This window comes from Pseudomonas sp. PDM18 (assembly GCF_014852585.1).
Taxonomy (GTDB): Bacteria; Pseudomonadota; Gammaproteobacteria; order Pseudomonadales; family Pseudomonadaceae; genus Pseudomonas.
Genome location: NZ_JACVBX010000002.1, coordinates 18,826 through 43,314, shown reverse-complemented (window position 1 = coordinate 43,314; position 24,489 = coordinate 18,826). Strand labels below are relative to the sequence as shown.

The following is a 24,489-nucleotide window of genomic DNA, read 5'->3' as shown; positions in this document are numbered from 1 at the left end:
CGCCCCGTCAGTGCGCGTGGGACGCCGAGCCCTTGCCCAGCTCCGACTTGAGAATGAAGCTGCCTTCAGTCGCCACCTGGTCCCCGGCGACAAGCCCGGCCAGCACCTCGACGAGACCTGCGCTGCGGACGCCGAGATCGACCGGCCGCGGGTCGAAGCCTTCTGCGCTGCGCACGAAGACGCTGGGTTTGCCCTCCACCTCCTGGATCGCCAACTCCGGCACCGCGACCGGCACCTGGCGCGCACTGCTGCTCACCCGCACATTGACGAACAGGCCGGGTCGCCAGGCGCCATCGGGATTGGCCAGGGTGATGCGGGCCACCGCGCTACGGGTCTGCTCGCCGAGCAGGTTGCCGACGTAGCTGACGCGGCCGTCGACCTGCATGCCGAGGTCCGCCGCCTCCACCCGTGCCGGCTTACCCACTTGCACTCGCGCCAAGTCCTGCGGCGCCACGCTGAAGCTGGCCCAGACCCGCGACAGGTCGGACAGCGTGAAAGCCGCAGTGGTCTCGCTGACCACCTCGCCGGGCACCAGGTGCTTCTCCACCACCACGCCGTCGAAAGGCGCGCGAAGCTCATAGCGATTGCCGCCAGCGCTGGCTGACACGCCGCTCAACGCGTTGGTCTTCTGCTGCGCGTTAGTCAGGGCGATGCGCGCTTCTTCCAGGTCCTGGCGCGCCTGCAGGTAGTCCTGCTCGGCGGAAATCTTCTCCTGCCACAGCTCCCGCTCGCGTTCGAAGGTCTTGCTCGCCAGGCTCGCCCGGCGCTGGGCAGCGGCCAGCTCGCTGCGCAATTCGGAAACCTGCTGGCTGGCGATCACTGCCAGCAGCTGACCTTTGTTCACGCTCTGCCCGAGGTCTACCGCCACCGACTCCACCACGCCGGGGGTGCGCGGCACGACATGGGCGGTGCGGTCCTGGTCGAAGCCGATCTCGCCGGGCAGGCTGAAAGCTTCGTTCAGCGCCTGCGGCCCGGCCGTGGCCAACTGGATGCCGGCAGCCTGTATCTGCGCAGGGCTGAGGTGCAGGCCCTCCTCTTCGCCTTCCGTATCCTGAACGGTGTGATGCTCGCCATCGACATGGCTGGTTGCTTCGGCATGACGCGTCGGCGCGGCGTTACCGTGGTGCTCGCCGTCCGCATGGGTCGCGTCCTCGAGGTGGCTGTCACCGGCCTGTTCGCTGCCCATCCAGGCGTAGGCGCTGACGCCCAGCACGGAGGCCAGCAGAACGGCGGCGGCAAAAGGGGTTTTCTTGATCATGGAAGCTCCGGGAAATTTCCGCCGGCGCCGCGCCGCAGCGCAAGCACCGCAGGGTGATTGAGAGTGCTGAAGAGCTCGTGGACGCACCAGTGCACGGGCACGCCGGTAATGGGTGCGGCAGCCGTTGGCGTCAGGCTCAGGAGCAGCAGGCCGAGCCAGGCCCGGCAACGGTTAGTGGGCCGCGCCGACATCGCCGTAGATCCTTTCGATCCGTCCCCAGGCGTCGCTGACCTGGGCCAGCGCGCGCAGGTACTGGTCGCGGGCGGTGATCAGCGTGCGCTGGGCGTCGAGCACTTCGAGGAAGCCGAACTTGCCCATCTCGAAACCGCGCGTGGCGCTTTCCACGGCGGTCTGGGCGCTAGGCAGGATGGTCTGGCGGAAGGTATTCACCTCACCCTGGGCGGTGCTCCACTGCTGCAGCGCCTGCTGGGTTTCCTGGCGCAAGCGCAGTTCGGTGGCGTTGCGCAGGTCGCGGGCCTGATCGGCGCGGCGGGATTCGGCGAGGATGTTGCCCTGGTTGCGGTCGAACAGCGGCAACGGCAGGCTGAAACCGATCACCGCGATGCGGTCGCGTTTGCCCTCCTCGATGGCCTCCTGGCTACCCAGGCTGACGTCGAGGTCGGGAATGCGCTGGGTCTTCGCCAGCCGCACGGCGGCTTCGCCCTCGTCGATGCGCCCCTGCGCCAGGCGCATTTCCGCGCTGTCGCCGAGACGACGCAGCAGCTCATCGGGATTTGGCAGCGCGGGCAAGGACCCGGCACTTTCGGCGCGCACGCCGGTGAAGTCCGGCGAGGCCCGCCCCATCAGCGCGGCCAGCGCCTGGTTGGCATCCGCGCGCTCGCGACGGGCGCGGTCCTGCTCCAGACGTACCTCGGCCAGTTGCACCTGCGCGCGGTTGGCCTCCAGAGGCGGCGCCTTGCCGGCGCGCACGCGCCCCTCAGCGGCGGTCACGCCGCGCTGTGCCAGCTCTACGGTCTGCTGCGCCAGGCGCTCCCGCTCCTGAGCGCGCAAGGCCGTGAAGAAAACCGCGATCACCTCGCCACGCAATTGGTTGCGCCGCGATTCAAGGCCCAGCGCTGCGACGTCCTGGCCGCGCTCGGCCAGCTCCACCCGCGCGCCGCGCTTGCCGCCCAGCTCCAGCGGCTGGCTGATGCCGAGGGTGGTGGTGCGATTGCGCGACTCGGTGCCCTCCTGCTCCCAGGACAAGGTCGGGTTGCGCAGCAGGCCAGCTTGATCGCGCAGCCCCTGGGCGATGCCGATTTCCCTGCCGCTGGCGGCTAGCTCAGGATTACCGCTGGCAGCGGCCTGCAGGGCCTCCTCGATTCCGATCTCGCGGGCCTGCGCCTTGCTTGGCAACTGCCAGAGCAACAACGCCAGCAGCATTGCCGGCGCGGCCCATCCATTACGTCTTGAAAACACGGCGAACCTCGCACGGTGGAGTCAACTTCGACGGCATGCCGTCATTTCCACCGGCGAATCTAGAAGTGCCTCTCTAGCGGCAAGGTGACTGGATAATTACAAACATGTAATTGGCCATCTGCCGACTTCCCGTTGTATGTATTTAAAAAGGCCACGCGCTTCTTCCAGGTAACTTCAGGAAACAATTCAACGAACTTCGGCGAAACCCGATCACTTCTGAAATTCCTTTAAGACCAGCCACCTACAGAACTTTCAGCATTTCTTCAGCAGCAAGAAATGCGACATCGCCACCGTTGACCCTGAAGTCGCTACAGCTTCTAGACTGCGCGCCTTTCTCGTTGTCGGCCTGAACTTTCCCTACGCCTGCGGCATCACTCTTCACGCAATTACCGGGTAACTATTCATGAAAATCCTGCTTATCGAGGACGACCACAAGACGGCCGATTATCTGCAACAGGGACTGAGCGAAAGTGGCTATGTCGTCGACCGCGCCGACAACGGCGTCGACGGCCTGCACCTGGCCCGCCAGTGCGCCTACGATCTGGTCATCCTCGATGTGAACCTGCCGCAGATGGACGGCTGGGGCGTGCTCGCCAGTCTGCGCCAGCACAGCGACATCCGGGTGATGATGCTGACCGCCCGCGGCCGCCTCACCGAGCGGGTGAAAGGCTTCGACCTGGGCGCCGACGACTATCTGCTCAAGCCCTTCGAGTTCCCCGAACTGCTGGCCCGCGTACGCTCGCTGATGCGCCGCAGCGAACGCATCGACCAGCCGCAGGTCCTGCAGATCGGCGGGCTGGAGCTGGACCCCGGCCGCCATCGCGCCTATCGCGACAGCCAGCGCATCGACCTGACCAGCAAGGAGTTCGCCCTGCTGCACCTGCTGATGAGCCGCAGCGGCGAAGTGCTCTCGCGCACGCAGATCATCTCGCTGGTCTGGGACATGAACTTCGACTGCGACACCAACGTGGTGGAAGTCACCATCCGCCGCCTGCGCGCGAAGGTCGACGATCCCTTCGCCGACAAGCTGATCCACACCCTGCGCGGGGTCGGCTACGTGCTGGAGCCCCGCGTATGAAGCCAGCCAGCCTGTCGCTGCGCATCGGCCTGTGGGTCGGCCTGTTGGGTTCGGTGCTGATGATCCTGCTGCTCACCCTGGCCTATCTCGCCCTCGACCATCAGCTGGACCAACGCGCCCACCGCGAGCTGGAGGACAAGCTCGGGCAACTGCGCCACGCGCTGGAGGCCGACCCCGGCCTCGCCGCCCTCCCCCTGCGCGGCCACGCCCTGCAGGACCAACTGATGGGCCACGACAACCTCAGCGCCGCGCTGCTCGATGAACGGCGCGGGCGAGCGGCGCAATTCAGCAGCGGGCCGCATGCCGATCTGCCGATACTCGATGAGTTCGCCGGCAACGGTCGCGCCTTCGGCTGGACCGCGCCGGACGGCCGCCGGCTGCTCACCGAACGCAGCCTTGTCCGTCTGCGCGACGGCAACAGCCTGCGGGTGTTCCTCACCCTGGATCGGCGCGACGACGACGCGCTGCTCGGCGCTTTCCTGCGTTCGGCCTGGCTAGCGGTGCCACCGCTGCTGCTGCTGATCGCCCTCGGCGCGCGCCTGGTGGCCAAGCGTGGCCTGCAGCCGTTGCGCCAGTTTGGTCAGGTTGCTTCGCTGGTCACCACTCAGGACCTCAGCCACCGCATTCCGCTGCAGGACCTGCCACGTGAGCTGGGCAAGGCGGCGCGGGCACTGAACCTGATGCTGCATCGGCTGGATGGCGGCGTGCAGCAGCTCACGCAGTTCTCCGACGACATCGCCCACGAACTGCGCTCGCCCATCGGCAACCTGCTGGGCAAGGCTCAGGTGACGCTGTCGCGGCCACGGGAAAAGGAAGAGTACGAAGCGGTGCTGGCGGCGAGCACCGAGGAACTGGAGCGGGTCGGTCGGATCGTCAGCGACATGCTGTTTCTCGCCCAGGTCAGCCATCCGCGCACGCTGCTGCCGCAGGAGCCGGTGCGGCTGGAAGAGGAGGCGGCGAAGGTCGCCGAACTGTTCGATTTCAGTGCCGAGGAGAAGTCGCTCTCCATCGTCATCGAAGGTAACGGACTGGTGGTGGGCGACCGCCTGATGATCCAGCGCGCCATTTCCAACCTGCTGTCCAACGCCATCCGCCACACGCCCGAGGGCGAGCGCATCAGCGTGCAAATTCGGGACGATGGCGAAGCCGTGACGCTGCAGGTGCAGAACCCTGGCGCAGGCATTGCCGCCGAGCACCTGGAGCACCTGTTCGAGCGTTTCTACCGGGTGGACAAGGGCCGCTCGCGCGCGCAGGGCGGCACGGGCCTGGGGCTGGCCATCGTGCGCTCGATCATGGACTTGCATCTGGGGTCGACCAGCGCGCAAAGCTCGGAGGAAGGGCCGACGCGCTTCCTCTTGACGTTTCCTTCCTCACCCGACTGAACGCCATCAGTTCAGGATCAGCGGGTGGCGCGGCAGGCGACGCGCTCAGTGCGGTACTCGATGGCCTGCTCGTCGCCGAAGGAATCCTTGTAGCGCAACTGCACCGGAATCACGCCGCAGTCGTTGCTCATGGGCGTTACTGCGACGACCTCGGCGATGTCCAGGTTCATCCCATAGGTGTACTGCTTCGCCTCGGCGATCTGCGTAGGCGACGGTGCGCTCTGGCGGGCCTGCATGGCTTGCTGGCGGGCCTGCTCCATGCGGGCGAAGGTGATGTCGCCGCCACCGTCGGCCAGGGCCAGGGAGGAAGCGCCCAGCAGGGCCGCGGTCAGAAAGATGCGGGAGAGTTTCATGGCAGTCACCTCGTGGTGGTTGAAAGTGACTCCACCTTAAGAGGCCGCCGCTAACGGGAAGCTGAGGCAAGGATGACGATTCGGTTATCCGGCACACGGGCTTCCCTGCCATTACAGGCAATTTCCACCACTCATCCGTGCATTTTCTCAACGGTGAACTCTCGGCGTCCGACAACTGTCTGTGTGCTGTCGGCCCCCCGGGTGGGTTTCCTGGCCATTGGCCACCCGGTCAGTTCTCAATAAGTTTCCCGGCCGACGTTTTCGCTCCCGCAAGGCGGGTTTCGTTCCAAGTCATGTGAAGATTGCCCATGTCCCTATCGCGTCGCTTCCCCGCACGAGTTTCTTCCCTCCAGACCCGCATCCTGGGTGCCTGCCTGTTCGCCGGTCTGCTGGCCGCAGGCGCCCCGGTCAGGGCCGAGGAGCCCGCCAGCAACGCGCGCTGGGTGAACGACAGCCTGAGCACCTACGTGCGCAGCGGCCCCACCGACGGCTACCGCATCGTCGGCACCCTGACCTCCGGCCAAAAGGTCCAGCTGGTCAGCACTTCTGGCGACTACAGCCAGGTACGCAGCGACAGCGGCAGCACCGTGTGGATCGCCAGCAAAGACCTGCAGGAGAAGCCCGGTCAGGCCGAGCGCTTGCCCTCGCTGGAACAGAAGGTCACCGAGTTGACCACCCAGTTGCAGACCATCGACGACTCCTGGAAAAACCGCGTGCAGGGCATGCAGGAAACCCTGGACGCGCGCAAGAAGCTCATCGACGAGTTGCAGGCCGCGCGCAGCGCGCTGGACGCCGAGCTGAACCAGGCACGCTCGCAGCTGCGTGATACCCAGGCGCAACTGGGCGACGAGAACAAGCAGGTGTTAATGCGCTACATGGCCTACGGCGGCAGCATCGCCGGCGCCGGCCTGCTCGCCGGGCTGATCTTGCCGACCATGCTGCGTGTGCGCCGCAAGCGCAGCACCGAGTGGGTCTGACGCTTCAGTCGATGCGCAGCTCGTATTGCCGATAGCCCAGGGCGTCGCTGCCCTGCGGCTCGAACCCGGCGCGCTCGTAGAGGCGCCGCGCCGGGTTATCAGGGCGCACGCTGAGCTTCAGTCGCGTGCAGCCTTCCTGCCGGGCATCGGCGATGTAGCGCTGCAAAAGCGCCGCACCGACGCCCTTTCCCCGCCACGCCACGCTGACGCCCAAGGTGCAAAGCTCTGCACTGCCCTCCTCGGGCAACCAGAAGCTGTAGCCAATACTCTCGCCTTCGTACTCCGCGATGGTCAGGCGCTCGAAGTGCTCCAGCCAGCGCGCGAGGTGCCGGTCGAAGTCTTCGCGCCAGCGCGCCTCATGGGCGGGCTCCCACTGGCGGATATAGGCCTCTTCGCCGCGCTGCACGTAGGGGACATCGGTGATATGGGCGAGGCGGAACGAGAGGTTCATTGCGGGCGTCCATGACCTTAAACCCCACGAGACTGACGATGCCGGCCAACAGAGGCAAGCGCCTTTGCGACTCACTCCCTCGCCATCCCAAAGCAATGCCGCGCCTGTGGAAACTCGCGCCCACGCACCTCGCTGGCGAAGCGTTCGGCCGCCGCGCCGATCAGCTCGTCCACCCGCACATACTGCTGGGCGAAGCGCGGGATCTGCTCGCCAGACAGTCCCAGCATGTCCTCGGTCACCAGCACCTGCCCGGCGCAAGCGGGTGAGGCGCCGATACCGATCACCGGGATCTCCAGCCGCTCGCAGACCTGCCGCGCCACCGGCTCCAGCACGCCCTCGAGCACCACGCTGAAGGCTCCGGCGGCAGCGACCGCATCAGCGTCGCGCAGCACCCGCGCAACGCCGGCTTCCTCCTTGCCCTGTACCTTGAAGCCGCCGAGGGCGTTGACCTTCTGCGGCATCAGGCCGATATGCGCCATCACCGGAATGCCACGCTCGACCAGGAAGGCGATGGTCTCGGCCATCTCCGCACCGCCTTCCAGCTTCAGCGCCTGCGCGCCACTTTCGGCGAGCACCCGCGCGGCAGCGAGGAACGCCTGTTGCGGCGAGGCCTGGTAGCTGGCGAAGGGCATGTCCACCACCACGCACGCCCGTTGCGAGCCCCGGACCACGGCGGCGCCGTGCGCAATCATAGTGTCGAGGCTGACGGCCAGGGTGTGCGGCATGCCGTAGAGCACCATGCCCAGCGAGTCCCCCACCAGTAGCATGTCGACGTGCGGGTCTAGCAACCGCGCCATGGGCGCCGAGTAGGCAGTCAGCACGACCAGGCTGCCGGGCTCGCGGCGCTGGCGGATGTCCAGGATCGACAGGCGTTGTTGCGGACGATGGCTGCTCATGGTGCTCTCCACGGGTGGCTGATATTGACCGGGGAAAGACGCTACCATCGGCCCTCCATGACCCACTTCCGACAGTGAGACAAGCTATGCCGTCAGCGGGACAGGATGCTCTGGCACTTCCCGGCTTCACTTCGCTGCCCCGCCCGGTGTGGCTGCGCGCCTTCGACATGCCTGCCGGCCACGAGGTGGAGACCCACTCCCATCCCTGGGGCCAACTGATGTACGCCGCCAGCGGCGTACTCGAGGCGACGACCGAACAGTACGCCTGCGTGATTCCACCGCGCCGGGCGATGTGGCTGCCGGCGGGCGTTCGCCACAGCGCCCGTGCGCGCACACTGGTGGTGCATCGCAGCTTCTACCTGGCGCCGGAACTGGCGGTCGGCCTGGGGCCGTGCCGCGTGCTGGAAATCTCGCCGCTGCTGGACAACCTCATCCAGCGCGCCAGCGAGTTCTCCCGCGACTACCCCGACGGAGGACCTGAAGCCCGGCTCATGCAGGTGCTGGTGGACGAGTTGCACAGCGCGCCGGACTCCGGCCTGGCCCTGCCGCTGCCGCGTGATGCCCGCCTGCGGCGCGTCACCGATCACCTGCAGGAATATCCCGGCGAACGCCTGGGCATCGAAGACTGGGCGCAGCGCGTCGGTGCCTCGCGGCGCACCCTGGCGCGACTGTTCCGCGACGAGACCGGGCTGTCGTTCCGCGAATGGCGCGAGCGGGTGCGACTGCTGGCAGCACTGCCGAGGCTGGAACGCGGCGAGTCGGTGACACTCATTGCCGGTGAGTTGGGCTACGAATCTACTTCAGCGTTCATCGAACTGTTCCAGCGCCAGCTCCACACCTCGCCTGGAGCTCTGGCGCGGCAGATGCGCGGACGCGACGGATAGGCCGGCGCGAGAAGAAGGAATTCGCGGACAAGGTCCGCTCCTGCGGGTTAACACCAGAATGCACAGACCGTAGGGCGCATAACCCGGAACGGGTTATCCGCCGATTGACCTGCGGTTCGCGAGCTCGCTTCTACGAAGAGCCGTATCGCCGCACCCTGTAGGAGCGAGCTTGCTCGCGAACGCCCAACGCAGGCCCTGCCGTAGGGCGCCGACGTCGGATGGGTGGAGCACAGCGATACCCATCCTACAAAGAGGGACGCGATAGGTTGGCGGCTGCTTGCGCGGACGTTGCCCCCCTCCTGCAGCAAGCCAAAGCAACATGAGAATCTCTTATGTTCATCACAAGAATATTGAGTTTGTCTCATGCAGCATCCACCGGGAAAATCTCGCCATCGTTGATTCAATGGAGAGATTCACATGGCGCTGGCACACAACCTCGGCTTTCCCCGCATCGGCCGCGACCGCGAGCTGAAGAAAGCCCAGGAAGCCTTCTGGAAGGGCGAACTGGACGAAGCCGGTCTGCGCGCTATTGGCCGCGAGCTGCGCGCCGCCCACTGGCAAGTGCAGAAGAACGCCGGCATCGACCTGCTGCCGGTGGGCGACTTTGCCTGGTACGACCAGGTGCTGACCCACTCGCTGACCTTTGGTGTCATTCCGGAACGCTTCCGTGGCCATGGCGAAGCCAAGCCCACCCTGCAGACCCTGTTCGCCATGGCGCGAGGCGTCAGTACGGGGTGCTGCGGCGCGCATGCCCAAGAGATGACCAAGTGGTTCGACACCAACTACCACTACCTCGTCCCCGAATTCAGCGCTGACCAGCAGTTCGAACTGAGCTGGGAGCAACTGTTCGAGGAAGTGGAGGAAGCCCACACCCTCGGCCATCAGGTGAAACCGGTGGTCATCGGCCCACTGACCTATCTCTGGCTGGGCAAAACCAAAGGGGCCGACTTCGACAAGCTGAATCTGGTCGAGCGCCTGCTGCCGCTCTACGGTCAGATTTTCCGCCGCCTGGCCGCGCAAGGCGTGGAGTGGGTGCAGATCGACGAACCGATCCTCGCCCTCGACCTGCCGCCGGACTGGAAGAACGCCTTCGAGCGCACCTACAACCTGCTGCAGAGCGAGCCGCTGAAGAAGCTGGTGGCCACCTACTTCGGCGGCCTGGACGACAACCTGGGACTGGCCGCCGGCCTGCCGGTAGATGGGCTGCACCTCGACCTGGTGCGCGCACCGGAGCAGTTCCCGACCATCCTCGACCGCCTGCCGGCCTACAAGATTCTTTCCCTCGGCGTGGTCAACGGTCGCAACGTCTGGCGCTGCGACCTGGAGAAGAGCCTGGAAGTGCTGCGCCATGCCCATGACCGCGTAGGTGATCGCCTCTGGGTCGCGCCGTCCTGCTCGCTGCTGCACAGCCCGGTGGACCTGGAGCGCGAAGACCAGTTGGATGCCCAGCTGAAGAGCTGGCTGGCCTTTGCCGTGCAGAAGTGCGCCGAAGTCGCCCTGCTCGCCCGCGCCATCAATCAGCCCGAAGCTCCGCAAGTCCTCGCCGCGCTGGAGCAGAGCCGCACCGTGCAGGCCAGCCGCGCTGCCTCGCCGCGCATCCACAAACCGGAGGTGAAAGCCCGTCTCGCGGCAGTGAAAGCCGCCGATAGCCAGCGCCAGTCGCCCTTTGCCCAGCGCATCGTCAAGCAACGCGCCGGCCTCAACCTGCCGGACTTCCCCACCACCACCATCGGCTCCTTCCCGCAAACCTCGGCCATCCGCCTGGCGCGCCAGGCCTTCAAGCAAGGCAAGCTCAGCGTCGCCGACTACACCGAGGCCATGCACAGCGAAATCCGCCATGCCGTGGAAATCCAGGAAAACCTGGGCCTCGACGTGCTGGTACACGGCGAGGCGGAGCGCAACGACATGGTCGAATACTTCGCCGAGCAGCTCGACGGCTACCTCTTCACCCGCTTCGGCTGGGTGCAGAGCTACGGCTCGCGCTGCGTGAAGCCGGCGGTGATCTTCGGCGACCTGAGCCGGCCGAAGGCGATGACAGTGGAGTGGATCCGATACGCGCAAAGCCTCACCAGCAAGGTAATGAAGGGCATGCTGACCGGCCCGGTGACCATGCTGATGTGGTCCTTCCCGCGCGAGGACGTCTCCCGCGAAACCCAGGCGCGCCAGCTGGCCCTGGCGATCCGCGACGAGGTCGTCGACCTGGAGCGCGCGGGCATCAGGATCGTGCAGATCGACGAAGCCGCCTTCCGCGAGGGCCTGCCACTGCGCCGCAGCGACTGGGGCCGCTACCTCGACTGGTCCACCGAAGCCTTCCGTCTGTGCGCCTCCGGCGTGCGCGACGAAACCCAGATCCACACCCACATGTGCTACAGCGAGTTCAACGACGTGATCGAATCCATCGCCGCCATGGACGCCGACGTGATCACCATCGAAACCTCGCGCTCGGACATGGAGCTGCTGGAAGCCTTCGAGAAGTTCGAATACCCCAACGAAATCGGTCCGGGCGTCTACGACATCCATTCGCCACGTGTGCCGGGCAAGGACGAGATGGTCAAGCTGCTGCGCAAGGCCGCGCAACGGATTCCCGCCGAGCGCCTGTGGGTCAACCCTGACTGCGGCCTGAAAACACGTGCCTGGCCAGAAACGGAAGCGGCGCTGGTTAACATGGTCGCGGCGGCCCGCGAGCTGCGCAAGGACCTGGCACTGCTGGGCTGAGAGGGCGCTGTATGCAGGATGGCGTGGAGCCTAGCGATACCCATCCTACGGGCTGAGGGCGATGACGTCCGCGTAGGGCGGATAACGCCCCAGGCGTTATCCGCCCTACGCTGCTGCTACCGCGGCGATCCGCCAGATGAGCGCAGCGACGGACAGGCGTACTCTTGGAGCCCTTCGAACCCAGTAATGCGGAACCAGACATGAAGCAGCTGCTCATCATCGGCATCGGCGCCGGCGACCCCGAGTACCTCACCGTGCAGGGGATCAACGCGATGAATCGCGCGGACGTGTTCTTCCTCATGGACAAAGGCGCGAGCAAGGACAAACTGATCCAGCTGCGCCGCGACATTCTCCAGCGCTACGTCTCCCGCATTGATTACCGCATCGTCGAAGCCGACAGCCCCGAGCGCGTGCGCGAAGGCGACTACGCCGGGCAGGTGCGCGACCTCAACCTGGCCAAACAGCAGGTGTTCGAACGCCTAATCGCGGACGAACTGCAGGACGGTCAGTGCGGAGCCTTCCTCGTCTGGGGCGACCCGTCGCTCTACGACAGCACCCTGCGCATCCTCGATGCCGTGCTGCGCGAGGGCCGGGTGAGCTTCGACTACCAGGTGATCCCCGGCATCACCAGCGTGCAGGCGCTCGCCGCGCGCCACCGGGTGCCGCTGAACGCCATTGGCCAGTCGGTGCAGATCACCACCGGCCGCCGCCTGGCCGAGGGCTTTCCGGCCAATGCCGAGAGCGTCGTGGTGATGCTCGACGCCGAGGACACCTACCGCCAGCTGGACGACCCGGAGCTGGAAATCTACTGGGGCGCCTACGTCGGCACGACAGACGAAATCCTCCGCAGCGGGCGGCTCGCCGAAGTCGGCGCAGACATCCAGCGCACCCGCCAGGCGGCCCGCGAGGCCAACGGCTGGATCATGGACACCTACCTGCTACGGCGCGCGCCGAAGGACGCCTGAGCAGCCTGCGCAAAAGCGGCTAGAGTCATTTCGTCGTGCCGCGACGGCTGGTCGCACGCACGGCGACCTGGCCCGGGGTCCAAGCCCGGCGAGGTCTATACTGATCCCGGCGCGCAGAAAGGAAATCCTCTGGCGCGCAGCCTTCGGCGGAGGATGGTCAATGAATGCACCTGGTCCCGTTGTTCGTCCGACGATCCTCATCGTCGACGATGCTCCCGAGAACCTCACACTCCTCTCGGAGCTGCTCAAGCTGCTGTACCGCGTCAAGGCCGCGCGAACCGGCGAAAAGGCACTGCAGATCGCCCAGTCCGACGATCCGCCGGACCTCATCCTGCTGGACGTGATGATGCCCGGCATGAACGGTTTCGAGGTCTGCCGACGTCTGCGTGAAGACATCCGTACGCAGCGAATCCCGGTGATCTTCATCACCACACAGGTCGCCGCCGACGAGGAAATCCGTGGACTGGAACTGGGCGCGGTGGACTACCTCACCAAACCGATCAACCCGCCCACCGTGCTGATGCGCGTGGACAACCAGCTGCGCATCAAGGCCGCCGCCGACTTCCTGCGCGACCAGAACGAATTCCTCGAACAGGAAGTGCAGCGCCGCACCCGCGAGCTGGCGGCGATCCAGGACGTCACCATCATCGCCATGGCATCCCTGGCCGAGACCCGCGACAACGAGACCGGCAACCACATCCGCCGCACCCAGCACTACGTCAGCGCGCTGGCCGAGCACCTGCATCAGCACCCACGCTTCGCCGCCGAGCTGGACGAGGAGACGCGGCAGCTGCTGTTGAAGTCCGCACCGCTGCACGATATCGGCAAGGTCGGCATTCCCGACCACATCCTGCTCAAGCCCGGCAAGCTCACCGCCGAGGAATTCGAGCTGATGAAGAAGCACACCACCCTGGGGCTCGATGCCCTGGAGAAGGCCGAGGAGCGCCTGGGCATGGACGTGCCCTTCCTGCGCCTGGCCAAGCAGATTGCCTACGGCCACCACGAGAAGTGGGACGGCTCGGGCTACCCCGAAGGCCTGGCCGGCGACGCGATCCCACTCTCGGCGCGGTTGATGGCAGTGGCCGATGTCTATGACGCATTGATCAGCAAGCGGGTCTACAAGCCCGCGATGTCGCACGCGGTGGCGGTGGAGTACATCCAGTCCCAGCGCGGCATGCACTTCGACCCGGACATCGTGGATGCCTTCCTCGCGCTGGAAGATGAGTTCCGCGGCATTGCCGAGCGCTTCAACGACAGTGATGGCGACCCGGCCGTGGCAACTCCGGGAGCCTGAAAGGCATAACCCGCAACGCTCGCGCCAACCCCGGCCAGGAGGCGGCCCGATGGTGAATCTGCTCGGCTATCTGCAGCGCCTGAAGCTGCGTACCCGGCTGGTGCTAGGGTTCGGCGGCATCCTGCTGCTCGCCCTGTTTCTCGGCCTTTACGGCCTGCATGTGCAGCGTCAACAGATCGAACAGATCAATGTGATCTACGAGAAAGAGATGCTCGGTCTTTCGCACATCGAGGCGGCCCGCGTTGCACTGGCGGGCATGGGACGCAGCATCCGCCAGTTCGTGCTGGCCGCCGACGAGAACGGCCGGGCGCAGGCAGTCAAGCAGTTCAACGAAGTTCGTAGCAATCTGCGCGAGGAAATCGAACTGGCGCGGCCGCTTATCTACCGGACCTCCGCCCAGCAGGGGCTGGTGCGATTCGAGGCCGCCTACGAGGAGTACCAGGATCAGATCAAGCATGTACTGGAGCTCAACGACCAGCCTATCCGCCGCGGACAAGCCACCGATCTGGGGGCCATCGCCCTGCTCTCCTCCACCGCATTGCAACGGCCGGGCGAGGTCGCCAACCAGGCGCTGGCCGAGGTGGCTCAGGTCAAGCGCCAGGGCGCGGACCTGGAAGTGAATCTGGCCACGGAGCGCTTTTACCGCAGTGTCCAGCTGACCATCTGGCTTCTGGTGCTGGGCCTTGGAGGCGGCGTGCTGTTCGGCATCCTGATCAGCCAGTCGATTCGTCGGCCGGCCGACCAGTTGCGGTTCTCGGTGGATGCCCTGAGCAAGGGCGAACTGGATGTGCAGGTACCGTTCCAGGATTACCCCAACGAAGTCGGCGAAATGGCACGGGCGATCACCGCCCTGCAGTCCGAAGCGCAACAGATGGCCGACCAGCGCTGGGTGAAGACCCAGGTGGCGACGCTCAGCGGGCAGATGCAGTCGGTCGCTGGCTCCAGCGAGCTGGGCGATCGCACCCTGACCGCCCTCGCGCCCTTGCTGGCGCTGCGCCGCGCCTCGCTGCACGTCCACGCGCAGGACAGCGAAGAGCTGGTCCTGCTGGGCAGCTATGCAGCGCCGCCAGACCTGCCCCGGCGGGTGCCCCTCGGCCAGGGTCTGGTCGGCCAGTGCGCCAAGCAGCGCGCGCCGATCCATCTGCACCAGCCCGATCGGCAACACGCGGGCGAGTATGCGCCGCCGCTGTTCCTCGATGTACTCCCGCTGATCCACGGTGAGCGCCTGGTCGGCGTACTGGCACTGGAGGGCCTGGAGGTGCTGGAGCCGATCCAGAGGTCGCTGCTGGACGAGTTCGTGCCGTTGCTGGCGATGAACCTGGAAATCCTCGAGCGCAACTCGCGCACCGAGCAATTGCTCAAGGAGACCCTGAGCCAGGCGGAACTGATGGAGCAACAGGCCGCCGCCCTCCAGGAAAGCGAAAAGCGCCTGCAGTACATCCTCGACTGCAGCCCGGTCAGCGTCGCCATCGCCACCCGCGAGCACCTGCACCTGGTGAATCCCGCGTTCGTCGAGAACTTCGGCCTGAAGGTCGGCGATGCCGCGGTCGGTCTTTATGTCGAGAGGGCCGAACGCGAGGAAATCTGGAACGAGATGCTGGCAGGCGAACAGATGATCGAACGCGAAGTCCGCATGTACGACAGCCACGGTGGCGAGCGCGACATCCTCGCGACCTACCTGCCCGTCCTCCACCATGGCGAGCCCGCCGTGCTCGCCTGGCTGTACGACATTACCGCGCGCAAGCTGGTCGAGCAGCAGACGCATCGCGCCAAGGAGCTGGCCGAGGAAGCGACCCGCGCCAAGAGCGAGTTCCTCGCCAACATGAGCCATGAAATCCGCACGCCGATGAATGTGATCATCGGCATGAGCAGCCTCGCCCTGAAAAGCGGCCTCAACACACGCCAGTACAACTACGTGCAGAAGGTCCACCGCTCTGCCGAGGGCCTGCTCGGCATCATCAACGACATCCTCGACTTCTCGAAGATCGAAGCCGGGATGATGAGCGTGGAGCACGTCGAATTCCGTCTGGAAGACGTGCTTGAGCAGTTCTCGGCGCTGGTCGGCTTCAAGGCCGAGGAGCGCTCCCTGGAACTGCTCTTCCAACTCAGCCAGGACCTGCCGACCTCCCTGGTCGGCGACCCGCTGCGCCTGGGCCAGATCCTGCTCAACCTGGGCAACAACGCAGTGAAGTTCACCGAGCACGGGGAGATCGTCCTTGGCATCGATCCCGTCGCTCTCGGCCCTCAGGACGCGGAACTGCACTTCTGGCTGCGCGACACTGGCATCGGCATGACCGCCGAGCAATGCGGGCGCATGTTCCAGTCGTTCATCCAGGCGGACTCCTCCACGTCGCGCCGCTACGGCGGCACCGGGCTGGGGCTGTCGATCTCCAAGAGCCTGGTGGAGCTCATGGGCGGACGCATCTGGGTGGAGAGCGAGCCGGGCAAGGGATCGGTGTTCCACTTCCACGCACATTTCGGCATCCCCGAGGCGGCCGCGCCTCGGCGCATGCTGCGGGCGGACGAACTGCTCGGGGTGCGCGCCCTGGTGGTCGACGACAACGCCTCGGCGCGGGAGATTCTCTCCGGCATGGCGCTCAGCTACGGCCTCGAAGTGGACGTCGCGCGCAACGGCAACGAGGCGCTGGAATGGATCAGAGAAGCGGAACAGCGGCAGCTGCCCTACCAGCTTGTGCTGGTGGATTGGCAGATGCCGGGCATGGACGGCATCGAGGTGGTCGCGCGGCTGCACGACGGCCACTGCGAGAGCGTCCCGGCGGTGATCATGGTGACCGCCTTCGGCCGCGAGGAAGCGCTCGATGCCGCCCAGCAACGCGGCATCGAGCTGGGCACGGTGCTGACCAAACCCGTGACGCCCTCCACCCTGCTGGAATCGATCAACATCGCCCTGGGCAAGCAGAGCGTCGTCGAGCCGCGCAGCCGCGAACGCCAGAGCGCCGCCGACGAGGCCATGGCCCGAGTCGCCGGCAGCCGGGTATTGCTGGTTGAGGACAACGAGCTGAACCAGGAGCTGGCGATGGAGCTGCTGGGCGATGCCGGCATCGAGATCGTACTGGCCTGCAATGGCCAGGAAGCGCTGGACCGGCTGGCCGTCGACCGGCATTTCGACTGCGTACTGATGGACTGCCAGATGCCCGTGCTCGACGGTTACGCGGCGACCCAGGCGCTGCGCCAGCGCCCGGAACTGGCGCAGCTGCCGGTCATCGCCATGACCGCCAACAACATGGCCGGAGACCGCGAACTGGCGCTGGCCGCTGGCATGAACGATCACATCGCCAAGCCCGTCGACCCGCCCGCGATGTTCCTCACCCTGTCGCGCTGGATCGAGCCGCGGCAGCGCCGGGACACTGCAAACGCGCCGGCGCCGACGGTATCGCCCGCCAGCCAGTTCGACCTGCCGGGCATCGACAGCCGCGCCGGGCTGGCCACCTGCGCCGGCAAGGCGGCACTCTACGAACGACTGCTGCAGCGCTTCCGCACCAGCTACCGAGGCTTCGTCGGCGAGTTTCGTGCCCTCGACTCCACGGCCGACCCGACTGCCCGTCGCCGCGCCGCCCACACCCTGCGCGGCGCAGCCGCCAACATCGGCGCCCTGGCGCTGGCACGGGCCGCCACCGTGCTCGAGGACGCCTGCCAGGGACCTTCCCCGGAAGAGCTGATCTCACGTCTGCTGTTCGATGTGCAGGCGCAGTTGGAAACGGTGCTGACTGGCCTGGCGAATCTCGGCGCAGCGCTCCCCGCAGTGCCTCCTGCAGAAGCGCCTGCTGCCGCCCTGCCAGACGAGCAGGTCACAGCCCTCCTCCAGCGGCTACTCACCTTGCTGGAAGACAGCGACACCAGTGCCGGCGAACTGATCGCCCGGCTGGGCAACGCGTTCTCGGACCCGCCTCGGGCCGGGCTGCTGCGGGAGATAACCGAAGCCGTCGAAGGATTTGACTACGAACGTGCCCTGACGCAGCTGCAACGGCTGCTGGACACAATGCCCGAGCCGCTGCGGCCGCAAGCCTGAGCGAGCCGCCTCAGAGCGTCCTGATCGAGGTACTGATCGCCCGTGCGCACTCGATGGCCGCCGGCGCCAGGCGGCGCTCGGCGTCTTCGCGGGTCCAGCGGCTGGTGGGCGCCACCACATGCACCGAAGCGACCGGGCGGCCCTGGCTGTTGCGCACCGGCGCGGCCACCGCCATGTCCCCCAGAAACAGCTCCTCGCTGTTGATCGCATAACCCTTGCGGCGGATCTCGGCGATCTCCGCGAGGATTTCTTCCAGCGACGTCCGAGTGTACTGGGTGTGGCTGGAAAGGTCGCTGCCCTGAAGCAACTCCAGCACCTCGTCATCGCTCAGCGCGCTCAGAAAGGCGCGACCCGAGGCGGTGCAATACATGGGGATGCGGCTGCCGATGGGCAGGTGAATCGGGATGAACTTGGGGCCCACGAAGCGCGCGACATAGAGCATGTCCGTGCGCACCGGCTCGGTGAGGTTGGTGGTCTCGCCGGTGGTCTGCGCCAGCTCCGCGAGGAAGGGGTTGGCCACGTCGACCAGGGTGTCGGCGGCGAGGTAGTTGTAGCCGATCTCCATCACCTGCGGCGTCAGCTGGAAGCGCTTGGTCTGCGGGTGCTTGCTCACGTACCCCAGCGCTTCGAGCGTGTGGATCATCCGCTGCGCCGAACTCTTGGTGATATCCGCAGCCTCGGCTACCTCCGCCAAGTTCATGGTGCGGTTGCGCGCGTTGAAGCCGCGCAGCACGGCCAGGCCCTTTTCCAGTGACTGGTTGAACAGGCTGTTTTCGTTGTCGCTCATGTCTCGTCCTTGGCAGGAAACATGCCTTTATCAGGCCACAAATATCGATATGCGATATTTATAAATCTCTTTACGATTCTTGTAAATCATTTATATTGCGACCAACGCCTCCTGCCGATACTTGAGGCTATCCATAACGCATAAAGACAACAAATCCGCGTCAAATGGGAGTTCACCAATGCATCCTCGCCTCCGCGTGTTTTCCTGCGCCCTCGCGCTCGTCGCCAGCTGCGCTGCATCCTTCGCCGCCCAGGCCGAACCTCTGAAAGTCGGTGCTACCGCCACCGGCGTGCCTTTCACCTTCCTCGACGTCAAGACCAACAGCATCCAGGGCATGATGGTCGACTCCGCTCAGGCCGTGGCCAAGGCCGGCGGCTTTGACGTGGAAATCGCCCAGACCACCTTCGCCGCGCTGATTCCCTCGCTCACCGCTAAGAAGATCGACCTGATTTCCGCCGCCATGCTGCGCACGCCCGAGCGGGAGAAAGTGGTGCAGTATTCCGACCCGGTGTTCGAGTACGGCGAAGGCCTGGTGGTGCGCGCCGACGACGACAAGGCGTACACCAGCATGGATGACTTCAAGGGCGAAGTGGTTGGCGCCCAGGTCGGCACCATCTTCATCGACAAGCTCAACCAGCGCGGCATCTTCAAGGAAGTGCGCGGCTACGACTCCCTCGCCGACCTCACCCGCGACCTGGCGCTCGGGCGCATCAAGGCCGGCTTCGGCGACCACCCGATCCTCGCCTACCAGATGGCCAAGGGCAGCCTGAAGAAGGTACGCCTGGTGGACAGCTACCAACCGCAGATCAAGGGCGAAGTCTGCCTGATCCTGCGCCAGGGCGACCCGCAACTGCTCGCCCAGGTCAACCAGGGCATCGCCAGCATCAAGGCCGACGGCACCCTCGCCGCCATCATCGGCAAGTGGCACCTGGACTGACGTCCGCCGTTCTCCCCGCCGCTCCCACGACTCATCCGTACCTTTCGCCGGAGCCCTGCGCCCGGTGAAGGGTGGCGGCCGCCCTCAGTTTTCCGCTCACGGAGCCCCTATGTTTCTCCAGAATGCTCTGGACTTCCTGCCCATTCTCCTGAGTGGCGCAGTGGTCACCGTGCAGGTCACGATTGCATCGTTCCTGCTCAGCTCGCTCATCGGCCTGGCCTTCGCCCTGATGATGGTGTCGAAAATCCGCGCCGTGGCGCTGTTCGGCATCTCAGTGGTCAACGTGATCCGCGGCCTGCCGATCATCGTGCAACTGTTCTACATCTACTTCGTGCTGCCGGACTTCGGCGTGCAGCTTTCCGCCATGCAGGCCGGCATCATCGGCCTGGGCATCGCCTACTCGGCGTACCAGGCGGAGAACTTCCGCGCCGGCATCCAGGCTATACAGCAAGGACAGATCGAAGCCGCCGAATCCCTCGGCATGCGCGGCCCGATGATCATGCGCCGGGTGGTGCTGCCGCAGGCCTTCCGCATCGCCCTGCCACCCTACGGCAACACCCTGGTGATGATGCTCAAGGACTCCTCGCTGGTGTCCACCATCACGGTGGCCGAGATGACCCGCGCCGGCCAGCTGATCGCTTCCTCGACCTTCGAGAACATGACCGTCTACACCCTGGTCGCCCTGCTCTACCTGGCCCTGAGCCTGCCGCTGTCGTTCGCCCTGCGCCGCCTCGAAGCGCGCATCGCCACGAGGAAGAAAGCATGATCCGCATCCAGTCGCTGCACAAAAGCTACGGCAGCACCCGTGTCCTCGAAGGCATCGACCTGTCGGTGGAAAGCGGCCAGGTAGTGTGCCTGATCGGCCCGTCCGGCTCGGGCAAATCCACCCTGCTGCGCTGCATCAACGGCCTGGAAACCTACGAGGGTGGCGACATCCTGGTGGGCCAGGAGCGCGTCGACCGCCACGCCAACTCCATTCATGAAATCCGCACCCAGGTGGCGATGGTGTTCCAGCGCTTCAACCTGTTCCCCCACCGCACCGCGCTGCAGAACGTCATGGAAGGCCCGGTGTACGTGAAGAAGGAGCGCCCGGACGCCGCCCGCGAACACGCCCGTGCCCTGCTGGAAAAGGTCGGCCTGAGCCACCGCATGGACGCCTACCCGGACGAACTTTCCGGCGGCCAGCAGCAGCGCGTCGCCATCGCCCGCGCCCTGGCCATGCGCCCCAAGGCGATTCTCTTCGACGAGCCGACCTCGGCGCTGGACCCGGAGTTGGTGGGCGAAGTACTGGCGGTGATGCGCAAGCTCGCCGACGAAGGCATGACCATGGTGGTGGTGACTCACGAGATGGGCTTCGCCCGCGAAGTGGCTGACAAGGTCTGCTTCCTCTATGGCGGCCGCATCGTCGAGGAAGGCACCGCCAAGGATGTGCTCGGCGCGCCGAGCCAGCCGCGCACCCAGGAATTCCTCCGGCGCCTGCTCAACACCGACGGGGGCCAGGCATGAACGCCCAGCCCCTGGCGCTGCCGCCGTCGCTCTGGGCGGCCACCGCGAACGCCGGCCCGGCCACACCGGCGCTGGCTGAAGACAAGCAGGTCGACGTCGCCATCGTCGGCGCCGGCTACACCGGGCTGGTGACCGCCCTGCACCTGGCCCGCAACGGCGTGCGCGTCTGCGTGCTGGATGCCGGCGAGCCGGGCTGGGGCGCTTCCGGGCGCAACGGCGGGCAGGTGATCCCCGGCCTCAAGCATGACCCGGACGACCTGCGGCGCATGTTCGGCGGCGACAAGGCCGAACGCCTTATCGAGGTCGCCGGCGGCGCTGCCGATGAAGTCTTCGAGCTGATCCGCCGTTACGACATCGACTGCGAAGCTACCCGCAAGGGCTGGATCCAGCCCGCCGCCTCGCCCGCCGCCCTGCGCGCCATCGAGAAGCGCGCCGGGCAGTGGCGCCAGCGTGGCGTGCCGGTGGAGATGCTCGACAAGCGCAGCGTTGCCCAACGCATCGGCAGCAACGACTACCTCGGCGCCTGGGTCGACCCGCGCGCCGGCAGCGTCCAGCCGCTGAGCTACGTGCGCGGCCTGGCTCGAGCCGCATTGACAGAGGGCGCCGCCATCCACGGCCACAACCGCATAACCAACCTGCGTCGCCACGGCAGCGGCTGGCAGCTCAGCACCGATAACGGGCACAGCGTGACCGCCGAACGGGTGATCCTCGCCACCAACGGCTACACCGACGACCTTTGGCCGAAACTGCGGCAGACGGTGATCGCCGCCAACAGCTTCATCGTCGCCACCAGGCCCTTGCCGGAAAACCTGCGGCGCAGCGTGCTGCCCAATGGCGAAGTCTGCTCGGATGCGCGCCGGCTGCTGCTGTACTTCAAGCAGGACGCTCACGGCCGGCTGTTGTTGGGAGGTCGCGGCCCGTTCGCCGAGCCACGCTCGCCCGGCGACTGGCTGCACCTGAAACGCTCCCTGATGGGCCTGTTCCCGCAGCTGGCCGAGGTGGAGTTCGAGTACCAGTGGAGCGGCCGCGTGGCGCTCACCCCGGACTTCATGCCACGGCTGCATGAGCCGGCGCCGAACCTGAGCATCCTGCTGGGCTACAACGGCCGCGGCATCGCCATGGCCTCGACCCTGGGCCGTCACCTGGCAGAACGTGTGCTGGAACGCGAGAAGGACTTCCCCTTCCCCATCACCCCGGTGCGGCCGATTCCCTTCCACGGCCTGCAGCGCCTTTACCTGGGCGTGGGCATCGCCTGGTACCGGCTGCTCGACGCCATTCTCTGAGAGTGCCCGGCCTGGCGTCTTCGTCAGGCCGGACTGCCTTCCTGCAGCGCCGCCAGATAGGCGCGCGGCGGCTGCCCGGTGTGCTCGCGAAAGCAGCGATAGAACACCGATAGCGAATTGAAGCCCACCGCGAACGCCAGTTCGTCGATGCGCGCCGCCGGCTCCTCGCGCAGGCGCTCCAGCAGATGACCGATGCGCGCCTGGTTCAGGTAGCGGTAGAAGCTCTGCCCGAGCACCTGGTTGAGCAGGTAGGAAATCTGGTTGCGCGTATAGCCGGTGGCCCGCGCCAGGCGCTCCAGGTCCATCTCCGGGTCGAGATAGGGATGGGCGCTGCCGAAGTAGGACTCGATATCCAGCAGCATCTTCCCCACCTGGGCCGAGTTCAGGCCCAGGCGACGCTGCTCCTTGACGCCCTCCTCGCGCTGCTCGCGCACCGGCGTGGCGTACTCGTGGACGCGCCAGATCAGGCCGTCGCGCACGGTGATCGCCTCGCTGGCACGGAACGAGGCCAGCCGGCTGCTGCGCCGCAGGGTCAGGCGCGAGCGGTACTGGATGAACGCCGTGTCGCCATCGGCGCGAATCTGGTCGATGTGTTCGATGTGATGCTGCGGGCTGCGCGGCATGGCTGTGCGGATATAGCCGGGCAGCTCGCTGGCGGGGATTTCCAGGTCGTTGTAGAAGTCGCAGTACTGCACCTGCGGATGAAACATCGCCAGCACGCCTTCGACGTCGCGGTTCATCCAGCACTGGTGGTAGCGCGTGACCACTTCGCGGGTGCGCTCGGTTTCATCGTTCATGGTTTTCCCTCCGCCTGGGCCGCAGCGTAAGGCGTGGGCTGCGCGCTGCACAGCGCCGCGGGTCCGCAGCGGCATCGCCGATTCCGCCCGTGCACGGAAGAACGACGCAAAGCCGCGCCGCGCCTAGTTTTCGACCAGGGCCGAGAACAACAGAACAAGGCCCGTTTCCCACCTGCCGATCGCATTGGCGCCGCGCAAGCCGGCGTCCTCCAGGAGTGAAGATGAACAAGCGTGCTTTGGGTTGTCTGGCCGGCCTGCTGGCCGGTGTCGCGCTGCCGGTGCTGGCGGCGCCGCAAGAGGTGCATTTCGCCAACTGGGCCGACTACATCGGGCCGACCGTGCTGCAGGACTTCCAGAAGGAAACCGGGATCAGGGTGGTGCTCGACGCCTTCGAGTCCGACGAAGTGCTGGAGGCCAAGCTGCTCACCGGGCATTCGGGCTTCGACGTGGTGGTGCCCTCGGCGGACTTCCTCGCCCGCCAGCTCAAGGCCGGCGTCTATCGCCCGCTGGACAACGCGCTGCTGCCCAACCGCAAGAACCTCGACCCCGACCTGCTGGCCCGCGTAGCCCAGTCCGACCCGGGCAACCGCTTCGCCGTGCCCTACCTCTGGGGCACCGTCGGCATCGGCTACAACCCGGCGAAAATCAAGGCCGCGCTGGGCGCCGATGCGCCGCTGGACTCCTGGGACCTGGTGTTCAAGCCGGAGAACCTCGCCAAGCTCAAGGGCTGCGGCGTGGCCTTCCTCGACTCACCGGCGAAGATCCTGCCGCTGGCCCTGCACTACCTGGGCAAGGACCCCAACAGCAACAACCCGGCGGACTACGAGGCCGGCACCAAACTGCTGGAAAGCCTCAAGCCCTCGGTGACCTACTTCAGCTCGACCAAGTACATCGCCGACCTCGCCAATGGCAACGTCTGCGTGGCCATCGGCTTCTCCGGCGACGTGCTGCAGGCGCAGAAAAGCGCGCAGGAAGCCGGCGGCGCGGTGGATGTCGAGTACAGCGTGCCGAAGGAAGGCACGAACATCTGGTTCGACAACCTGGCCATCCCCAAGGACGCCCGCAACCCCGAAGGCGCCCATGCCTTCATCAACTACCTGATGCGCCCGGACGTGATCGCCAGGACCAGCGACTACCTGCACTACGCCAACGCCAACGTGCCGGCCAAGGCGCTGATGGACCCGAAGGTCCGCGAAAACCCGGCGGTCTACCCCAACGCCGAGCTGGTCAAGGGCATGTACGTCAGCCTGCCGCCGAGCCCGTCGATCCTGCGCCTGATCACCCGCGACTGGAGCCGGATCAAGTCCGGGGTCTGATACTCGACGCCTTCATTGCAAAGCAGCAGCCCCGGTCGCCCCTGGCGTCCGGGGCTTTCTGCATTCGAGCGGACGCCTTTTTCACGGCGATTCCCAAGCCTTGCGGAAAGTGGATAGAACGCAATCGGGACTCCCGCCGACACTAGCCTCGCCTGGCAGCA

Annotated in this window: 20 protein-coding genes; 13 read left to right on the top strand and 7 right to left on the bottom strand. The window is 66.1% G+C overall.

The genetic code is table 11. The features are described from left to right. Positions 1-7: 7 nt before the first annotated feature. Positions 8-1,258 carry an efflux RND transporter periplasmic adaptor subunit gene (locus tag IB274_RS05045; RefSeq protein ID WP_225614692.1) on the bottom strand — a complete coding sequence of 417 codons (1,251 nt, stop codon included), beginning with the start codon at positions 1,256-1,258 and terminating at the stop codon, positions 8-10. A 171-nt stretch (positions 1,259-1,429) separates the two neighbouring features. After that, entirely contained in the window at positions 1,430-2,641 is a 1,212-nt protein-coding gene (locus tag IB274_RS05040) for a TolC family protein (protein WP_192431464.1), read from the bottom strand. Between the two features lie 439 nt (positions 2,642-3,080). Here IB274_RS05040 and IB274_RS05035 point away from each other — a divergent pair, with 439 nt between their 5' ends. Together IB274_RS05035 and IB274_RS05030 are read left to right on the top strand one after the other, a co-directional pair. Further along, positions 3,081-3,755, top strand: a complete 675-nt coding sequence (locus IB274_RS05035; RefSeq protein ID WP_192430964.1) for a heavy metal response regulator transcription factor — start codon at positions 3,081-3,083, stop codon at positions 3,753-3,755. Next, complete coding sequence (locus IB274_RS05030; protein ID WP_192430963.1) at positions 3,752-5,137, top strand: heavy metal sensor histidine kinase; 1,386 nt, start codon at positions 3,752-3,754, stop codon at positions 5,135-5,137. Before IB274_RS05035 ends, IB274_RS05030 begins: the two co-directional genes overlap by 4 nt. Before the next feature lie 17 nt (positions 5,138-5,154). Here the strand turns inward: IB274_RS05030 and IB274_RS05025 are convergent, their stop codons facing one another. Then, entirely contained in the window at positions 5,155-5,490 is a 336-nt protein-coding gene (locus IB274_RS05025; RefSeq protein WP_192430962.1) for a co-regulatory protein PtrA N-terminal domain-containing protein, read from the bottom strand. Positions 5,491-5,798: 308 nt separating this feature from the next. Between IB274_RS05025 and IB274_RS05020 the strand changes: the two genes are divergently transcribed. Beyond that, complete coding sequence (locus tag IB274_RS05020) at positions 5,799-6,467, top strand: TIGR04211 family SH3 domain-containing protein (protein WP_192430961.1); 669 nt, start codon at positions 5,799-5,801, stop codon at positions 6,465-6,467. 4 nt (positions 6,468-6,471) lie between these two features. Here IB274_RS05020 and IB274_RS05015 read toward each other — a convergent pair whose 3' ends face one another. Further along, a complete protein-coding gene (locus tag IB274_RS05015) occupies positions 6,472-6,918 on the bottom strand; it encodes a GNAT family N-acetyltransferase (RefSeq protein WP_192430960.1) in 447 nt (148 codons plus the stop codon). A gap of 71 nt (positions 6,919-6,989) precedes the next feature. After that, a complete protein-coding gene (panB, locus tag IB274_RS05010) occupies positions 6,990-7,814 on the bottom strand; it encodes a 3-methyl-2-oxobutanoate hydroxymethyltransferase (RefSeq protein ID WP_192430959.1) in 825 nt (274 codons plus the stop codon). Positions 7,815-7,900: 86 nt separating this feature from the next. On the opposite strand from panB, the gene IB274_RS05005 reads away from it, so the two are divergent. From IB274_RS05005 to IB274_RS04985, 5 genes are all read left to right on the top strand, one after another. Beyond that, positions 7,901-8,698, top strand: coding sequence for an AraC family transcriptional regulator (locus IB274_RS05005; protein WP_192430958.1), 798 nt, complete (start codon positions 7,901-7,903; stop codon positions 8,696-8,698). 417 nt (positions 8,699-9,115) lie between these two features. Further along, on the top strand, positions 9,116-11,413 hold the full coding sequence (gene metE, locus IB274_RS05000; RefSeq protein WP_192430957.1) for a 5-methyltetrahydropteroyltriglutamate--homocysteine S-methyltransferase: 2,298 nt from the start codon (positions 9,116-9,118) through the stop codon (positions 11,411-11,413). A 200-nt stretch (positions 11,414-11,613) separates the two neighbouring features. Next, positions 11,614-12,378 carry a precorrin-6A synthase (deacetylating) gene (gene cobF, locus IB274_RS04995; protein ID WP_192430956.1) on the top strand — a complete coding sequence of 255 codons (765 nt, stop codon included), beginning with the start codon at positions 11,614-11,616 and terminating at the stop codon, positions 12,376-12,378. A 160-nt stretch (positions 12,379-12,538) separates the two neighbouring features. Beyond that, on the top strand, positions 12,539-13,672 hold the full coding sequence (locus IB274_RS04990; protein WP_192430955.1) for an HD-GYP domain-containing protein: 1,134 nt from the start codon (positions 12,539-12,541) through the stop codon (positions 13,670-13,672). Positions 13,673-13,721: 49 nt separating this feature from the next. Then, entirely contained in the window at positions 13,722-17,702 is a 3,981-nt protein-coding gene (locus IB274_RS04985; protein WP_192430954.1) for a response regulator, read from the top strand. Between the two features lie 10 nt (positions 17,703-17,712). On the opposite strand, the gene IB274_RS04980 is transcribed toward IB274_RS04985, so the two are convergent. Beyond that, the gene (locus IB274_RS04980; protein WP_081516971.1) at positions 17,713-18,489 is read right to left on the bottom strand and encodes an IclR family transcriptional regulator; all 777 of its coding nucleotides are present in this window, start codon (positions 18,487-18,489) and stop codon (positions 17,713-17,715) included. Between the two features lie 178 nt (positions 18,490-18,667). Between IB274_RS04980 and IB274_RS04975 the strand changes: the two genes are divergently transcribed. From IB274_RS04975 to IB274_RS04960, 4 genes are all read left to right on the top strand, one after another. Next, positions 18,668-19,426 carry an ABC transporter substrate-binding protein gene (locus IB274_RS04975; protein WP_081516970.1) on the top strand — a complete coding sequence of 253 codons (759 nt, stop codon included), beginning with the start codon at positions 18,668-18,670 and terminating at the stop codon, positions 19,424-19,426. Between the two features lie 109 nt (positions 19,427-19,535). Beyond that, positions 19,536-20,192 (top strand): amino acid ABC transporter permease, encoded by a 657-nt coding sequence (locus IB274_RS04970; protein ID WP_138214369.1) that lies wholly within the window; start codon positions 19,536-19,538, stop codon positions 20,190-20,192. Then, on the top strand, positions 20,189-20,932 hold the full coding sequence (locus tag IB274_RS04965; RefSeq protein ID WP_192430953.1) for an amino acid ABC transporter ATP-binding protein: 744 nt from the start codon (positions 20,189-20,191) through the stop codon (positions 20,930-20,932). Before IB274_RS04970 ends, IB274_RS04965 begins: the two co-directional genes overlap by 4 nt. Next, positions 20,929-22,215 carry an NAD(P)/FAD-dependent oxidoreductase gene (locus IB274_RS04960; RefSeq protein WP_192430952.1) on the top strand — a complete coding sequence of 429 codons (1,287 nt, stop codon included), beginning with the start codon at positions 20,929-20,931 and terminating at the stop codon, positions 22,213-22,215. Before IB274_RS04965 ends, IB274_RS04960 begins: the two co-directional genes overlap by 4 nt. A 23-nt stretch (positions 22,216-22,238) precedes the next feature. Here IB274_RS04960 and IB274_RS04955 read toward each other — a convergent pair whose 3' ends face one another. After that, positions 22,239-23,012, bottom strand: coding sequence for an AraC family transcriptional regulator (locus IB274_RS04955; RefSeq protein ID WP_192430951.1), 774 nt, complete (start codon positions 23,010-23,012; stop codon positions 22,239-22,241). 221 nt (positions 23,013-23,233) lie between these two features. On the opposite strand from IB274_RS04955, the gene IB274_RS04950 reads away from it, so the two are divergent. Further along, positions 23,234-24,328, top strand: a complete 1,095-nt coding sequence (locus IB274_RS04950) for a polyamine ABC transporter substrate-binding protein (protein WP_192430950.1) — start codon at positions 23,234-23,236, stop codon at positions 24,326-24,328. The last annotated feature ends 161 nt before the right edge of the window (positions 24,329-24,489 follow it).

Excerpts from the sequence above, each read along its gene's own strand:
- IB274_RS04955 (WP_192430951.1), bottom strand. The coding sequence starts at position 23,012 with ATGAACGATGAAACCGAGCGCACCCGCGAAGTGGTCACGCGCTACCAC.
- IB274_RS05005 (WP_192430958.1), top strand. The coding sequence starts at position 7,901 with ATGCCGTCAGCGGGACAGGATGCTCTGGCACTTCCCGGCTTCACTTCG.
- cobF (WP_192430956.1), top strand. The coding sequence starts at position 11,614 with ATGAAGCAGCTGCTCATCATCGGCATCGGCGCCGGCGACCCCGAGTAC.
- panB (WP_192430959.1), bottom strand. The coding sequence starts at position 7,814 with ATGAGCAGCCATCGTCCGCAACAACGCCTGTCGATCCTGGACATCCGC.
- metE (WP_192430957.1), top strand. The coding sequence starts at position 9,116 with ATGGCGCTGGCACACAACCTCGGCTTTCCCCGCATCGGCCGCGACCGC.
- IB274_RS04985 (WP_192430954.1), top strand. The coding sequence starts at position 13,722 with ATGGTGAATCTGCTCGGCTATCTGCAGCGCCTGAAGCTGCGTACCCGG.
- IB274_RS05015 (WP_192430960.1), bottom strand. The coding sequence starts at position 6,918 with ATGAACCTCTCGTTCCGCCTCGCCCATATCACCGATGTCCCCTACGTG.
- IB274_RS05030 (WP_192430963.1), top strand. The coding sequence starts at position 3,752 with ATGAAGCCAGCCAGCCTGTCGCTGCGCATCGGCCTGTGGGTCGGCCTG.
- IB274_RS04950 (WP_192430950.1), top strand. The coding sequence starts at position 23,234 with ATGAACAAGCGTGCTTTGGGTTGTCTGGCCGGCCTGCTGGCCGGTGTC.
- IB274_RS04990 (WP_192430955.1), top strand. The coding sequence starts at position 12,539 with ATGAATGCACCTGGTCCCGTTGTTCGTCCGACGATCCTCATCGTCGAC.
- IB274_RS05045 (WP_225614692.1), bottom strand. The coding sequence starts at position 1,258 with ATGATCAAGAAAACCCCTTTTGCCGCCGCCGTTCTGCTGGCCTCCGTG.
- IB274_RS05020 (WP_192430961.1), top strand. The coding sequence starts at position 5,799 with ATGTCCCTATCGCGTCGCTTCCCCGCACGAGTTTCTTCCCTCCAGACC.
- IB274_RS04965 (WP_192430953.1), top strand. The coding sequence starts at position 20,189 with ATGATCCGCATCCAGTCGCTGCACAAAAGCTACGGCAGCACCCGTGTC.
- IB274_RS04970 (WP_138214369.1), top strand. The coding sequence starts at position 19,536 with ATGTTTCTCCAGAATGCTCTGGACTTCCTGCCCATTCTCCTGAGTGGC.
- IB274_RS04960 (WP_192430952.1), top strand. The coding sequence starts at position 20,929 with ATGAACGCCCAGCCCCTGGCGCTGCCGCCGTCGCTCTGGGCGGCCACC.
- IB274_RS05025 (WP_192430962.1), bottom strand. The coding sequence starts at position 5,490 with ATGAAACTCTCCCGCATCTTTCTGACCGCGGCCCTGCTGGGCGCTTCC.
- IB274_RS04975 (WP_081516970.1), top strand. The coding sequence starts at position 18,668 with ATGCATCCTCGCCTCCGCGTGTTTTCCTGCGCCCTCGCGCTCGTCGCC.
- IB274_RS04980 (WP_081516971.1), bottom strand. The coding sequence starts at position 18,489 with ATGAGCGACAACGAAAACAGCCTGTTCAACCAGTCACTGGAAAAGGGC.
- IB274_RS05035 (WP_192430964.1), top strand. The coding sequence starts at position 3,081 with ATGAAAATCCTGCTTATCGAGGACGACCACAAGACGGCCGATTATCTG.
- IB274_RS05040 (WP_192431464.1), bottom strand. The coding sequence starts at position 2,641 with ATGCTGCTGGCGTTGTTGCTCTGGCAGTTGCCAAGCAAGGCGCAGGCC.